Origin of the sequence: Chelativorans xinjiangensis, assembly GCF_009812055.1 — a bacterium.
In the GTDB taxonomy this organism is placed as follows: domain Bacteria; phylum Pseudomonadota; class Alphaproteobacteria; order Rhizobiales; family Rhizobiaceae; genus Chelativorans; species Chelativorans xinjiangense.
This window is the reverse complement of record NZ_WQNH01000006.1, coordinates 82,578-97,792: the sequence shown is the minus strand read 5'-3', so window position 1 is coordinate 97,792 and position 15,215 is coordinate 82,578. Positions and strand designations below refer to the sequence as shown.

The window sequence follows — 15,215 nt, the reverse complement described above, 5'->3', positions numbered from 1 at the left end:
TTCTCACGTTCTCTGGTGCAAGGATTTCACGCGTGGGAGAAAAGGAACAGATATTCATCCGGATAAGGCTTCCTGACCGGAAGCTGTATGTGGATTTGCATTTTAGATCATTCGGCGAGGACGCATTTCACACCCTAGGCGGCACTGTTCCAAAAGCATTAAAATACCGGCCCGCCGGCAACGATCCCCAAGTCTCAGTCGGCGCGATAGGCGCGGACGTAGTCCACATCCATGGAGGATGGATCGGGAGTGTCGTTTTTCGTCGGTCCATCGACGAGGGCGAGGTTGACCAGGATGTAGAGCGGCTGCCTGTGCTCTTCCTGGGTCTCGGTCTTCCACACGAACTCGCGGTCGAAATAGAAGCGGATCCAGTCGTGGTCGATCTTGACACCGTAGGTATGGAAGTCGTCGGGGTCGGCATCGCCAAAAACCTCGTTGCGCGAGTAGCGCGAATAGTGCCGGCCGTCGCGATGCCACACATGGACGACGGATGAGTAGCCGTCCGGCTTGTCGCCGTAGAACTCGATCACGTCTATTTCTGCGGTGAAGCGGGAGCGGTCCTTGCCGATCAACCAGAAGGCGGGCCATACGCCCGGACCCATAGGCAGGCGGGCGCGCATTTCGAAGTAGCCATATTGCTGCGCAAAGCCGTTTCCCTTCGGATCGACGGACGCCAGCAAACCGGAACGCCATTCGCCCTCGGCGTCCCTCTTCGCCTCGATGCGCAGGATGCCGTCGTCTACGGTGAAGGGGTTTTCCTCCGGGTCGGCGAAGCGGGCGCCGCCGAAGTCTCCGGACCAGGGCGTGTGCGCGATCCAACGCGTGCCTGGTCCCCAGGCGGAGACGCTGAGGGTATCGAACTCCTCCTCGAAGGAGACGCTCATCTCCTCCAGATCGAGCCGGTCTTCCGCCGAGCCGGCGATACCTGGAGAGGCGGCGAAGATCATTGCCGCAAGGGTAGCCGCTGCAAGAAAAGCTCTACCTCCGCCACCATGCGGGACGTTGCGTGTCTTGAGGGGGATTTGTTCCGGGGAATTCATATGGCTACCTCCTGGCTCAGCATACTTCATGGGCGAAGGCCCTAACCAGACGGGCGAACGGTGCGCGCCATACATCATAAGCGGTACCGGGGGTGGAACGACGGCGGGGGGCAACGGTGATAATTTATGCCGCTTCCGGATAAGGGGCGGGGATCGCCGCATGAATATCGAGTTGCTCGGCATTGTGACGATGGTTCTTGGGGTGACCGTTCTGTTCGCCCCGATCCGCCGGGCTTTCTCCATCATGGTCCTGTCGACGCTTTTCGGCGCGGCGGCCGCTTTCAGCCTGTCGGGGTTGGGCGGGGCCTCGGTGCTCGTGCCGAGCCTGTTCCTGGTCTTCTACTCCCTGCGCCTGTTCATGGCGTTCGGGGAAGGGCCGGTGTTGGCTGCCGTGGCTGCGCCGCGTGCCGGGTTCTGGCTTCTGCTTTTGACCGTTTATGCGCTCGTCACCGCGGTGTTCTTCCCGCGGCTTCTGGAGGGGATGACGGAGACGATGGTCGTGCAGCGGATAGCGGCGGGACGCAGCGCCATTTCCATGGTTCCGTTGGCGCCGTCCACCAACAACATAACACAGGCTGTCTATGCGCTGGGCGGGCTGGTCTGCTTCGCGTTCACCTTCGCCTATCTTCGCCGCGTCGGCTCACTTGCCCATCTTGCCAGCGTGGTCCTTGTGCTGGGGGCGGCGAACCTGGCTTTCGCTCTATTCGACGTGGTCACCCACTATTCGGGGACCGCCTATCTGTTCGACTATGTCCGCACAGCCAATTACGCTTTGCTGACCGGCGCCGAGAAAGCCGGCTTCAAGCGCATTTCGGGCACGTTTCCCGAAGCTTCGGCCTTTGCCGGCTACACGGTGGTACTGTTCGCCTTCATTGCCAGCCTTTGGCTCGACCGGGTGCGCTCCTGGACCAGCGGCACGCTGGCAGGCCTGCTCCTCGTTGTGCTGCTCCTGGCGACGTCCACCACCGGGCTCGTCGCGCTTGCGGCCGTCGTTCTGTTCCTCGGCCTAAGGTCGGCACAGGGATCGGTCGGCAGGAAGCCCGTGGGCCGGCCCGTCTTTCTGGCCGGGGCGGTGTTTGGGCTTCCGCTCATTATTCTAACGACCATCCTCCTCATGCCCGAGGCGGTGGAGCGGATTATGGATTTCCTCGACGAGATCCTGTTTTCCAAGCTCGAGAGTCAATCCGGGCGGGAACGCTTCATGTGGAACGCCGTCGCCTACCAGGCCTTCCTGGATACGTGGGGGCTTGGCGCGGGGCTGGGGAGCGCCCGCGCGTCGAGCTATCTTCTCGTGCTTCTGTCCAATGTCGGCTTGCTGGGCACGGTCATTTTCTTCATCTTCTTCGGCTCCATCCTGTTTTCGCGGGTGGGGAGGGGCGGTGCCGGCCAAGATGTGGACGATAAGATCGCCAGGGCCGCCAAAGCGGGATTGGTCGCCGGTCTTGCCGAGGCGCTGGTTTCCGGGACCGTTTATGACCTTGGGTTGATGTTCTACCTGCTGGCCGGTGCGGTGGCGGCGATGCACATGCCGGTTTCCGGCGTGGGGAGAACGTGGGTGCTGGAAGTGCCGTTCCGGAAGCATGAAGCGCCGACTATACCTTCCACGAGGGCAAGCCATTGAAAATTTTGGTCTTCAACGTCAAATACAGCCCCAACCTCGGTGACGGTATTCTGGCCGAGTGCCTCGAGAGCGCGCTGCGGCGGAACGATATCGAGGTCGAGACGATCGATCTCGCCGGCCGCTGTGCCTACGGGGACGCGGGAGGCGGCCGCATGGGGGCGCTCGCGATACTGGGGTTGTTGCCGCCGCGCCTGCGTAGGGCGGCGGTTGCGTTCGCGCTCGGGCGCAGGTTGCGGGGTTTGCGCGGTGGGTGGCAGGCTCGCGTCGAGATGGCGGATGCGGTGGTGATCGGCGGCGGCAATCTCTTCCAGGACGACGACCTGAACTTCCCCCTCAAGATTGCGGCAGTGCTGGAGTGCGCATGTCGCGGCAAGCGACCGCTCGCCGTCTTTGCCGTCGGCGTCACCGCCCACTGGTCGGACCGCGCGGCAAAGCTTTTCGGCAGGCTGCGCGACTGCCGGGTCTTTCACGTGTCGGTTCGCGACCGTGCCGCGCGGGACAACTGGATCGCCCATTTCGGCCATCGACACGATGTGGAAGTCTGCCCCGATCCTGGCCTGCTGGCATGCGACCTGCCACGGACTGGAGAAGCGGAACCTGCGGCCGACCGCCCGCTCATCGGCGTGTGCGTCACGCATCCGCTCGTCCTGCGGCGGCATGCAGCCATCGCCGACGCACAGATTCCACTTCTGTCGGTGGACGAATACCGGCAACTGGCTGAGTGGCTGATCAATGCCGGCTGCAAGGTCCTGCTTTTCACCAATGGGGCCAGCGAGGACCAGCGGCTTCTCGAGCGCGTTCTGCGAAACCCTGCTTGCGCCGCGCACCTGGCGACGGGGCGGCTCGTGGCGGCGGCTCCTCCGCGCGCACCGACCGATCTCGTCGGCATTTTACGGCAGCCTGCCGCCGTTGTCGCGCATCGGCTGCATGCCTGCATCGTCTCCTATTCGCTGGGTACGCCGCAAATAGGACTCGGCTGGGACCGCAAGGTGGAGAGCTTTTTCAGATCCGTCGGCCGCGAGGACTTCTTTGTTCAGGGGGATGTCGCGCCGCAGGCGATCGGCAGGCTTGTCTTGAAGGCAATGGATGAGGGCATCGACACGGAAGCGCATGGCAGGAATCTTGGGCAGGCCAGGCAGGCGGTGGCACTGCTTGTCCAGAAGATGCGGAAAATGACCTGCCAGACGGATGCCGCAGGCCCCGCGAATGTTCGGCCGAAGGCTTCGAAGACACCCGATCACCAAGATGTGATCCATGGGCGCGGCGCGCGGTTTGCCTTGAAACGCTTGGCGATAGAAGCGGAGAATGACCGAGAAACGTAGACGCTACCACCTTAGGAGAGATGCCTAGCGAAATTTACACGTGTTATAAATGAGAAAGCTCAAGAATAAGTAGGCATACCGGTAAGAGGTGGGGGTGTGCTTTTAAGCGTGACGGGGAATTTCCGAGATATTCTTAGGTCTCTTGAGGCTCCCGCTAAAGCTGTGCCGCCAGACGACCCTTGGCCAAAGGGTACCCCACGATCATCCGTCAGGCGGCAGACCTACCCAGCAGGATCGACTATTACCGATGGGGACGAGAAGAAGCCGGCTATTCTACTGGTCATGTCCGGCTGGGTTGCTTCCTGCAAGGTGCTGAACACCGGCATGCGCACGGTCCTCGACATTTCTCTCGCCGGCGACGTGGTCATGACGGGATGGACACGGGAAGTAGCCACTGCCCTTTCTCCCGCGGTGGTGGTGGAGTTGCCTGGGCCGACCTTCGAGGGCCTTCTGTCCTATCCCCAACCGATATCAGAGATCATTCTCAAGGGTATGGCAAGGCGTTATGCCAGGCTTGCCGAGCATGTGGTGAATATCGGCAGGCGGGGAGCGGTCGAGCGCACGGCGCATCTGCTTCTGGAACTTGCGCATCGCATAAACGCACGGGAAAAGGACGGGGTCGTAAGTTTTGCCTGTCCGTTGACGCAAGCCGACCTAGGCGATGCGCTTGGCCTCTCTGCGGTGCATGTGAACCGTGTGTTGAAAGAGCTGCGCGAAGGCGGCTTTGTGTCGTTCAGGGGTGGTGTTGTCGAGATTTACGATCGGCGAGGTTTAGTCGAACTCGCCAGTTTTGATCCATCCTACCTCGAATTGCGGTCCGTATAGACTTCTTTTCGGCCGGTGCGGCCCCTCATGTGGGCATCACCGGATTGGATTCGCAGCGTACAACTATAAATTGTAGAAATATTACTTACCAAACGATAAATATTTGGCAAGGTATTAATCCAAGTTAGTGCATCTTATCCCCAATTAGCAGATACTTACCATCCAAGTTGACCAATCGGGATGTCTCTCGAAACGGGGGCGACAATTGGAATGGCAACTGGGGAATAGAGAAGGAAGCACGCAGGTTCGCCGGCTCTGTGGTCGGGCGAGAATTGGCCTGTGCAAGACAAGCAAACTGTCAGGGGAGTTGTGTCGTGGAATATACGAACGCGATTACACAGGTACCTGGCCTTAAACAGGTACCAAACATACCGGGGACTTTAGAGAAAATCGGAGAGTATGAAGCAGGGGGGGAGCCCGGCGGGGAGAAGCGCTGCGACCTCATTCTGCTGATCGATCCGCGGGCGCTCGACCGGGAGTGCCTGGCGCGAAGCCTGAGCGAGCAGAACCCCGCCATGGATATCGTGGCGGTCGGCTCCGCCAACGAATGGCGCGGAAACCATGAATCACGTGAACCATCCGCGGTGCTGTTCATCGTCGGCAGCAGGAAGATTGCCGAGCCGGCCGTGAGCGGGGAAATCCAGGAGCTGGCGAAGAAATTCGAGGGAAGCCCGGTGGTCGTCGTTGCCGATACGGATGATCTCGGGCAAATCCTGAAGGCGCTCGACTCTGGAGCACGGGGCTACATCCCCAGCAACGTTGGTGTCGGTGTGGCTGCGGAGGCAATTCTGCTGGCCCGCGCGGGGGGCGTGTTCGTGCCCGCCAGCGGTGTGCTCGCCATGCGCGACGTTATCAACTCGACCACCAACCGCATTGCCGGTCTCGGCAATCTGTTCACGTCGCGCGAGGCGGAGGTTGCCGAGGCATTGCGGCGCGGAAAGGCGAACAAGATCATCGCCTACGAGCTGCAGCTTTGTGAAAGCACGGTCAAGGTCCATATCCGCAACATCATGAAAAAGCTCAACGCAACGAACCGCACGGAGGTGGCCTACAAGATAAGGGAGATGCTGCCCTGACCAGGAAATCGTTCATCGCCGATGAACTGATGCCGGCGCTATCAGCGCCTCTGCGGGGCTCGTCTTGCCCCTGCAATCCGATAGTCGCCGCGAGAGCGGTCGCGGCGGCTGCCGGACCTGCTGAACGCGGGTCCGGTCAAGCCGTATCGCTGGGGAACAGATCCCTTACCTTGTAAGCGATCTCGGTGCGGTTCGTTGCCTTCAGCTTCTGCATGATGTTGCGGATATGAACCTTCACGGTGCTTTCGCACATATTAAGTTCGTAGGCGATGATCTTGTTCGGTTTGCCCTGCCTGATGGCGTCTGCGACCTTAATCTGACGCGGCGTGAAAAGTTCTGCCAGACGGCCGTTTCGCGAGGTATCGGATGTGATGGTCTGGCGTATTGCAAAGACGCTGCTTGCCGGTACGTATACACCCCCGGCAATGGCTAAATTGATCGCCTCGGCGCAGACTTCTATGCTCACCGAGGACGGGATATAGCCGCTGACCCCGTATTCCAGCGCATTGACGATCTGAACGATATCGTCGGAGTCGGCGAGAATTATAACGGGCAGCGAACCGGCATCGGTAACGAGCTTTTTGATCTGGTCTGCGGCCTCGGTGGCCTTCTGTGCGCCCAGGTGGAAGACGATCGCCGCCAAGGGAGGATGAAGATCTTCCGATGCACGCCACTCTTCCAATGAGCCGTAGGCAGCCACCACCCACGAAACGCGTTGTGACACCAGACTGCGCCGCAGGCTTTCTCTGCGGAGCGTGCGATTGTCGATGAGCGCAACCGATTGCAGCCCTTCGCCGATTTCAACGGGACCGTTCTCATCGGAATGCATGTCGTCGTCGAAGTTGTCCGTCTCTTCTTTGACGATGCGCTCCGTGCCATGGAACGCGCCCGGCCTTCGCAGACCAAGATCGGTGTGCGTGGAAAGAGTCATGTCGAACATTCCCCGTGCGTTGAAAAATAGGATCTGGTTCTCTTGGAGTGTTGCAAGTTAGGGAGTGCTGGCTCTTTCGTCTGTGAAATTTGCTACACATGCTTCTTCTATTCGTGCAATCATGCGGTACCGGCTTCCGACGCCGCGAATGCAAGGGGGATCACACCGGGCGACGGTGAATATTCAAGCTGCCGCCCGGTTGTCGGAAACTTACTGCAGAGATATTCTTTTCCACTGAAGGCGAGGGCGGCTAGCCCGATCGAAGATGACTGGACGGCTGTATACCCGTCATGTCGCAACCATCGTTTCTATTGATGCCGCCGGCTTTTCACGCCTGATGGGCATCAATGACGAATTTGCTGTAACGGCTTTCGAGACGCGGCGGGCGATCATTGTAGAGAGTTGCGATGCTGGGGGCGGGCGGATGTTCGGCGCAGCAGGCGATAGCCTCATGGCCGAATTCGGGGCGCCGATCGATGCCATGAGGGCGGCTTTCGATTTTCAGGAGAAGATCGCGGCATTGAACGCGTCCGTCACCGACGAGATGCGCATGCCTTTCCGCGTGGGCATCAATACCGGGAGCGTGATCGTCCGCGACGAAAGCCTTTACGGCGACGACGTCAACATCGCCGCCCGGATTCAGGAACTTGCGCCCTATGACGGGCTGGCGATCTCCGAGACCACCTGGCATCACGTGAAGGACAAGACGGCCGCCCATTTCACGGACCTGGGCGAACAGATCCTGAAGAACATAGCGCTGCCCGTGCGCATATTCATGGCGACCCAGGACGGCAGAGGCGCCGAATTGCTCCTGCCTCGCCGGCAAGAGGCTTCTGCAGCCATGCCGCCGGCCGTTGCCGTTCTGCCGTTTCACAACGAGAGCGGAGACCGCGAACTCGACTACGTTGCGGACGGCATTGCGGAGGATGTCATTCAGGGCCTTTCCAACACCCGGTGGCTCCCCGTTATCGCCAAGAGCTCCAGCTTTCAGTTCCGTGGCAAATCGCTCGGCACGCGGATGATCGGCAGTGCGCTGGGCGCGCGCTACATCGTCGACGGCAGGCTCACCCGGGCGAACACATATTTCGTCCTAAAGGTCACGCTCACCGACGCGGCGAACGGACGGCTGATCTGGTCGAGGGAGTTCAAGCGCCGGGCGGATGAGGTGGCCCTGCTTCACGACGAGATCGGCGGCATGATCGTCTCGATGCTGGAGAAGGAGGTGGAGCGGGCCGAGCAGGCGCGCACGTTCCAGGTTCCGTGGGAGAGCCTGGAGACATGGCAACTCGTCAGGCGCGGCCGCTGGCACATGCAGCGCCGCAGCCGCGAGGACATGGCCCTGGCGTTCGAGTGCTTTGGGCAGGCACAGGCGAAAGATCCCAATTCGAGCGCCGTGCTCAACGAGTTCGCGTGGTGGTATTTCTGGCGTGCCTGGCTGCGTTCGGGCGACAGCGACGATCTCGACAAGGTCGTGGAGTATTCGCGCAGGTCGCTGCTGATGGACAGCCAGGATGCGCGTCCGCACGCCTATCTTGGCGTCGTCGCGATCATGCGCGGCCAGCCGAAGATGGCTCTCGAACATCTGAGCGAGGCGCTCGAGATAAATCCCAGTTTCGCTTTTGCCCACTCGGCCATGGGGAGCGCGCATCTTCTTCTCGGCCAGGCGGAGGAGGCGATCCCGCTTTTCCAGGCGGCGTCGCGACTGAGCCCCTTCGACATCTATGCGTTCCACAATCTCGGCGAACTGACCGCCGCTTATTGCCTTACCTCCCAGTGGGACGAGGCGATCAAAACCGCGGACCGCTCGCTCAGTCTTTCCCCCGGCTATTTCTATGCACGCTTCCTGAAGATCGGCGCGCTCGCACGCAGCAGGCGCCTCGATGACGCCCGGCGAGAGCTTTCAATTTTCCGGACACGGCACCCCGACTTCACGAACGAGCGCATCGAATGGATCCCGTTCGCCGACGCATCCGCGAAGGCCGCTCTCATAAGCAATTTTGAGTTGGCATGACAGCAACGTCGGCTACGTGATCTATTTCACATACGGGGGGCGCTCAAGGACGTAGGCAACTGTTGAACCCGGGGGGTGAGCGATGGTGGCTGTCAAGTACTATGGAGGGGTTCTCGAAGCGCAAAAGGAGCAGCGGCCCCTTGCCGAGATGCCTCCGTTCGACATGGAGCGCCTGCGCACCAGAGGCATGTGGGCACGCCTGGCGAAGCGGCTTCTGGAAGACCCGCGCTGGGCCCTCGCGCTGCTTAGGCGTTTTTGGCCGATGCCGCGTTTCGGCAAGTTCCTTCTGGTGACGAGGAACGCGGACGTCCGCGAAGTCCTCGAACGGCAGGATGTGTTCCAGACGCCTTACGGCCTGGAGATGACGGAAATCGCCGGCGGGCACAACTTCATCCTCGGAATGCAGGACGGCCCGCAATACCGGCACATGAAGTCCACCATCCTGAGCGCCTTTCCCGTGGACGAAGTGGAGCAGGTGGTGAGGCCGCTGGCGGCCCGGCACGCCCAGGAGATCATGCGGCGGGCGGCTCCCGATTTCGACGTGGTGGGCAAGCTCTTGAAGGTGGTGCCGGTGCGCATCTGCCGCGACTATTTCGGCATCAGGATCGACGACGAGAAGCAATTCTCCGACTGGGCGAACGCGCTGAGCGGTTTGTTCTTTGCCGACCCCCTCGCCAACCCGATCGCGCGTGAGCTTGCCGTCGTCGCCGCGGACAGGATGAAAAGGACGATCGACCTGTCCGTAGAAGCGGTCAGGGACGGCACGACCAGCCGGTCGACGCCGCTTGGCCGGCTTGTCGATCTGCTCGACGACGCCGGTTCCGACGTCGGTGTCGGGGATGTCCATTCCATCATGATGGGCATGATAGCCGGCTTCGCGCCGACTAACCTGCTCGCCGGCAGCAACTGCCTTGACGTCGTGCTTTCGCGCGACGATGCGCGCAAGGCGGTCGAGGAGGCTGTCGCCGCGAAGGACAATACACGCCTCGAGCGGGTGATCCTGGAGGCGATGCGGTTCAAGCCGATCTGGATCGGGCCTTTTCGCTACACCGCCCGCGACGCGGTGATCGCCAGGGGCACGCGCCGGGAGCGCACAGTCAAGGCCGGAACCTCCGTCATGCCGGCTGTGTTGTCGGCGATGTTCGATCCGGACGCCGTGGCCAATCCAAACGTGTTCGACATCGAACGGCCGGCGCGCGACTATCTCGTTTTCGGTCACGGCATTCACCAATGCATCGGCGCGGCGATCGCCCGCGTCCAGATCGCCGAGTGCTTCCGCGCGATCTTCTCAAAACCGGGCGTGCGGCGAGCCAAGGGCAAGGCCGGCCACCTTTCGCGGCTCGGTGCCTATCCGGAGAGCCTGAGGATCGCCTTCGAGCCTTCGCCGCTTTCGAAAGCGGTAGAGCATTCGATGGTCACGGTCGTGTTCGAGTGCAACGAAGGCACAGAAGCCGAAAGATTGCGGAAAGAGGTCGACAAGCTCGGCAACCCGGCCAACGAACGGGCCACGGCGGCGCTGGATGCAAGCGGCATCATCCACTTCGCGAGCCTCGCTGTCGTCTGCGCTCCGAGCGCCCCAGGAAACGGCGAACGGACATATCTCGTGCTCGAACTTTCGGGCGACGGCGCGGACGAGGCCGTGACCCGGGCTTTTGCCGAACACCCCGGCTCCCTGGTTCGTGATCTTTTGGAAGACGCATGCGGGCTTGGCGCCGAAGAGTCCCTCGAGGATTTCATGCTCGCGCGAATGATCAAAATCTCCCCGACCTTCGGCAGCAATGCGGGCCTCGTATTTTCCGGCACGCCCGGCTATTCGGTCGCCCGCATCCGTGCGGAGGCGAAGCTGCAGAACGCGGCGCGTGAGATCATAGCCGAAGCGCAGGCGAACGCCGCCGGCGACGTACTTGCCGAGGTGCGGGAAAGGCTGGCGCGGGACGGCAGCTACGAATGGGCGTTCGAACCGGTGCAAAGCCTTCTGGAAATGCCGGAGGGAAGTCTTTGGGCGGCCATCAAGAGAACGCTTCGATCGCCCAGGCTGTTGGTCACGGCCGCGATCGTGCTTCTTGTGTGCTGGGGGATCACCTACACCCTCGTTTTCGGATACACGCCCGGCATCTTCCGCAATCTTCTGGTCTCCGGGACGTCGCTCGTGCTCAGCCTCTTGGGGGTCAGCATGTCTCTGGCCTTCATCGGACTGCTCCTCCATCTCGCGCTACGGCGGCTTGAGAAGCGGGACGTGCCTAGCGACGCTCAGCCGGATCCGGAAACGCTGGCCGAGATTATAAGGCGGGAGAACCATTTTCCACAGAACCACCTGACCGCCGTCTCGGTCATGAAGCCTGGCTGGCTGCGGCGGCTGGCGCTGCGCCTTTCCTTCTATTTTATCTCCATCATGGCTCGGCAGGTTTTCCGGCCCGGCTTCCTCGCCGACATCAACACAATCCACTTTGCGCGCTGGGTGCTTTTGCCCGGCACGGACAGGCTGGTGTTCTTCAGCAACTACGGAGGCAGCTGGGAAAGCTATCTCGAAGACTTCATCGCCAAGGCGCGCGCCGGTTTGACGGGAGTCTGGAGCAATACGCTGGGCTTTCCCAGGACCCGTTCCCTTTTCCTGGAAGGCGCAGGAGACGGCGCCCGCTTCAAGCGATGGGCGCGGGCGCAACAGATACCGACCCTCTTCTGGTATTCGGCCTATCCCGACCTCAACACGAACCGCATCCGTATCAACTCGCTCATAAGGAGTGGCATTGCGAAGGCCGAGACAGAGAGCGAGGCGCGTGATTGGCTTCGGCTTTTCGGTTCCCAGCCGCGCCCGTACGGCACGCTGGAAACGGAGGAGATACAGACGATCTTCTTCGGCCCCCTCGGGCCGCTGCAGCATGCACGCATGACGGCAGTCCGCATTTCCGAGGGCCTTGCGTGCGCGAAGCGGAAGGCCTGGTTGCGTTTCATGGCGGAGAGAACCAGCTTCGGCAACCGGCTTCCCGGCAAGCGGGCTATGGCAGTCATGTTCGGACCGAACGGGCTGGCGCGCCTCGGCCTCGACGATCATTCGCCCGAGAGCGGGCTTAAGACTTTCCCGGCGGTGTTCCGCCAGGGTATGGGTATAGAGCCGAGGAGCCGCATACTCGACGACGTCGGCCGCAGTGCGCCGGAACATTGGGAGTGGGGATCGGCGGAAAAGCCGGTGGACGCGGTGGTCATATGCTACGCGGCCGATGAGGAGACGCTCTCGGACGACATCCGGGAATTGCATGAGCGCACGGAAAAGGCAGGGATGACGATCGTCACGCAGCTGCCGCTCATGACAAAAAGGCAAGGGAAACAGGCGGTCGAGCATTTCGGCTTCGCGGATGGGATTTCGCAGCCCGTTGTGACGGGCACCCGGCGCGCCAATGCGCCGGTCCCGTCCATGCACCTGGTGGCGCCCGGCGAATTCCTCCTGGGCTACAAGGACGAAAGCGGTTTTTATCCGCTGACCCCGACGGTGCCTTCATCACGCGACAGCTGCGGTGCACTGCCGGCGGTAGAGAGCGAGCATCAACCTCTCTTCGGGGCAAAGTCACAGTTGCGGGACTTCGGCAGGAACGGCTCCTTCGTCGTCGTGCGCCAGCTCGAACAGCATGTCGAGACGTTCCACGCGTACTGCAGGAAAGCCGCAACCATGGCGCGTTCGCAGACCGGCAATCCCGCCATCAATGCGCGCTGGATCTCCGCAAAAATGGTCGGTCGCTGGCCCGATGGAACGTCGCTGGTCCGCAACCCGAACGGCCGCAAGGCACGCAAGCCGGACAACGACTTCTCCTACGCCGCGGAAGACCCGCTGGGGCTGCGCTGCCCGTTCGGCTCGCATGTGAGACGTTCCAATCCGCGGGATTCGCTGGGGGACGACAGGGAGACTCAGATCAGGCTCAACAATCGCCACCGCATCCTGCGCTGCGGGCGCTCGTACGAGAGGGGGAGCGAAAAGGGACTGCTCTTCATGTGTCTCAACGCCGACATCGAGCGCCAATATGAGTTCATGCAGCAAAGCTGGGTCTCGGCCACCACCTTCCACGGGCTCCTGGCGGAGAAGGACCCGACGATAGGAGCCAATGGCGGGGAGGGGCGTTTCACGATCCCTTCCAGCGACGGCTCACTGGTGCTGACTGGCCTGCCCGAATTCGTCACCACGCGCGGCGGCGGTTATTTCTTCATGCCGAGCCGGTCAAGCCTGCGCTATCTGCTTTCGAGGCTTTAGGCCAGTTCATGGAATCGATGAACTGGCCTGGAGCGCCGCGCGTCGGGCCGATCACGCATCTCCCAGATCGACGATCTCCTGCAAGCCATCCGCATTCGTCACGCGGATCGCGCCGCGCCTTATTATGATCAGCGAACGACTGCGCCATTCGTTCAGCATCTTGTTGATCGATTCCCGGGTCGCCCCCAGAAACGCGGCGAGTTCGGCTTGTGAAATTGGAATCCAGCCATCCTTGTCGGCCAATATTCCGGAGAGGAACAATAGCCGTTTGGCGAGACGGGCTTCTATCTTGAGCAAAGCCTGATCGTTCCGCTCGCCGCTGACCCACCGTAATCGTGCGCACAGAAGCTCTATCACCGCCAGCGCGAGGGGGGCATTTTTCTCCAGCTTGTCAAAAAGCTGCGCCCTGTTGAGGGAAACCAGCGTGCAATCGGTCAGGCAAAGCGCGCTCGCCGTGCGGGCGCCTCCATCGAGCACCCCGATTTCGCCGACGAGGCTTCGCGACAATTCGATATTGGCAACGAGCTTGCGCCCGCCTGGAGAGTAGATCGAAATCTCCACCGTGCCCGACAACACGCCGTAAATGCGGTCGGCCACGTCCTCCTGCATGAAGAGATGCGCGCCGGCGCTGTATCGTTCGGGCCGGCATTCACCGAACAGAAGGTCGAACAGATCGGGGCGCAACCTAGCCAGGCGTAGGGCGGGGTCACCGCTCCACGGGGCGCTCATCTCCCGCATTCCAGGCTGTTCCGCCGTCATCTATACAACCTGCTCGATCAGGCTTGGGCACATAGTGGGCCACAGGGGTTCCCCACGTCAATTCGCCGGACTTGAACCCTCCGTCTTCCCTCCTTAATTCGCAACCACAGCCGTCCCTGTAATCCCTTCCAATCCAGCTGAAATGTATCATAAAACTTTGAAAAACAAAGAAAAGGCATTTGCCATTGCGCCTATGGTGAATTGGACCGAAAGCTCAAAGATTTCAGCTAATTGTAGAAGCAACCGTGCGAAATCCGTGCAGATAGGTCTCACGCCGGCTCGCAGGAAGACTTCTGCGGCAAATACCGTTCGAGCGGTGAGTTCAGCGCTGACCCGCAAGGTGACAGGGAGGCGCTATGCCGAGGCGCGGCGGACAAGCCGCCAAGGAACGTCGAAGAGCGTGGGAGCTACCCCCTTCGCCCCGGTGACCAATGCGACCAGATGATCGGCCAAGGGCTTGAAGTTGGTCGTCTCCGGACCGATCGTCGTCAGCGGCGGATGGCTGAACTCGCCTTCCTCCACATTGCCGCAGCCGATAACGGCAATATCGTCGGGGACAGACAGGCCGGCCTCCTCGAAGGCGTGAAGGGCGGTCACGGCCGCCAAGTCAGACTCGGCGAAAAGTGCGGTGGGCCGCTCTTCGAGCGCAAGCAGCGTGTTGGCATGGGTGAAGGCGGCTTTGCGCCCTTCCGCGCCGCGCACAAGCAGCTCCTGCCGGAAAGGCAGGTTTCGCTCTTGAAGAAACTGGTAGTAGGCGGCCACGCGGCTTCCCTCGGCCACGCCATCGTGCAGCATGTAGGCGATGCGGCGATGGCCTGCCTCATGGAGATAGTCCAGTGCGATCGAGACCGCCCTGGCCGTGTGCTGGCGAACGACCGAGAAGCTCGCCGGCTCGATTGACGGATGGAAGATGACGGCAGGCCGCCCGGCCGCCGCAAGCCGTACCGCGAACTGCGAGATTTCAGCTTCGGACAAGTGCTGCCAGTCGGCAATCAGCCCGTCGGCGAGGCCGCTTTCGACCTCGCTCACGATCCTGCCGACCCGCTCCACCGAATCGCCCGCGGCGATAATGGTGGAGAAGCCGTGCATGGCGACGGCAGACTGGACATCCTGAGCGATGCGGTCGCTGAACGGCACGCCCAGCCGCGGCAGGAGCAGGCAGATGCGCTCCGCCTGCCGTCGGCGAAGCTGGCGGGCTGTCCGGTTCTGCACGTAATTGAGCTCGTTGACCGCCTCAAGGATGCGCTGGCGCGCCTCCTTGCCGACGAATTTCAGGCGCGCGCTGTCGCCGCTCAGAAGATAGGAGACGGCCGCCGTCGAGACTCCGGCGCGACGCGCGACGTCGGCCATGGTCGGCGCCTTCTTCCGGTCGAAATCGCTCTCGCCCATT

General features: G+C 61.6%; 10 protein-coding genes. 6 read left to right on the top strand and 4 right to left on the bottom strand.

The genetic code is table 11. The annotated features are described in order from the left end of the window. Nucleotides 1–194 precede the first annotated feature (194 nt). On the bottom strand, nt 195–947 hold the full coding sequence (locus GM910_RS06575) for a glycoside hydrolase family 16 protein (protein WP_159586757.1): 753 nt from the start codon (nt 945–947) through the stop codon (nt 195–197). A 253-nt stretch (nt 948–1,200) separates the two neighbouring features. Here GM910_RS06575 and GM910_RS06570 point away from each other — a divergent pair, with 253 nt between their 5' ends. The 4 genes from GM910_RS06570 to GM910_RS06555 all read left to right on the top strand — a co-directional run bounded on the left by GM910_RS06570 (nt 1,201) and on the right by GM910_RS06555 (nt 5,884). Then, the gene (locus tag GM910_RS06570; protein WP_201285418.1) at nt 1,201–2,661 is read left to right on the top strand and encodes a hypothetical protein; all 1,461 of its coding nucleotides are present in this window, start codon (nt 1,201–1,203) and stop codon (nt 2,659–2,661) included. Beyond that, the gene (locus GM910_RS06565; RefSeq protein ID WP_159586712.1) at nt 2,658–3,983 is read left to right on the top strand and encodes a polysaccharide pyruvyl transferase family protein; all 1,326 of its coding nucleotides are present in this window, start codon (nt 2,658–2,660) and stop codon (nt 3,981–3,983) included. Before GM910_RS06570 ends, GM910_RS06565 begins: the two co-directional genes overlap by 4 nt. Nucleotides 3,984–4,265: 282 nt before the next feature. Further along, nucleotides 4,266–4,808, top strand: coding sequence for a Crp/Fnr family transcriptional regulator (locus tag GM910_RS06560; RefSeq protein WP_246225881.1), 543 nt, complete (start codon nt 4,266–4,268; stop codon nt 4,806–4,808). Nucleotides 4,809–5,197: 389 nt separating this feature from the next. Beyond that, the gene (locus tag GM910_RS06555) at nt 5,198–5,884 is read left to right on the top strand and encodes a response regulator transcription factor (protein ID WP_246225890.1); all 687 of its coding nucleotides are present in this window, start codon (nt 5,198–5,200) and stop codon (nt 5,882–5,884) included. Nucleotides 5,885–6,020: 136 nt separating this feature from the next. Here the strand turns inward: GM910_RS06555 and GM910_RS06550 are convergent, their stop codons facing one another. Continuing rightward, nucleotides 6,021–6,815: a LuxR C-terminal-related transcriptional regulator gene (locus tag GM910_RS06550; RefSeq protein ID WP_246225880.1), complete on the bottom strand. Its 795-nt coding sequence runs from the start codon at nt 6,813–6,815 to the stop codon at nt 6,021–6,023. Nucleotides 6,816–7,080: 265 nt separating this feature from the next. Between GM910_RS06550 and GM910_RS06545 the strand changes: the two genes are divergently transcribed. Together GM910_RS06545 and GM910_RS06540 are read left to right on the top strand one after the other, a co-directional pair. Continuing rightward, a complete protein-coding gene (locus GM910_RS06545; RefSeq protein WP_159586710.1) occupies nt 7,081–8,826 on the top strand; it encodes an adenylate/guanylate cyclase domain-containing protein in 1,746 nt (581 codons plus the stop codon). An 82-nt stretch (nt 8,827–8,908) separates the two neighbouring features. After that, nucleotides 8,909–13,066, top strand: coding sequence for a cytochrome P450 (locus tag GM910_RS06540; protein ID WP_159586709.1), 4,158 nt, complete (start codon nt 8,909–8,911; stop codon nt 13,064–13,066). Nucleotides 13,067–13,117: 51 nt separating this feature from the next. On the opposite strand, the gene GM910_RS06535 is transcribed toward GM910_RS06540, so the two are convergent. After that, entirely contained in the window at nt 13,118–13,795 is a 678-nt protein-coding gene (locus tag GM910_RS06535) for a Crp/Fnr family transcriptional regulator (protein WP_159586754.1), read from the bottom strand. A 384-nt stretch (nt 13,796–14,179) separates the two neighbouring features. Then, the gene (locus tag GM910_RS06530) at nt 14,180–15,214 is read right to left on the bottom strand and encodes a LacI family DNA-binding transcriptional regulator (protein WP_159586708.1); all 1,035 of its coding nucleotides are present in this window, start codon (nt 15,212–15,214) and stop codon (nt 14,180–14,182) included. Nucleotide 15,215: the final 1 nt, after the last annotated feature.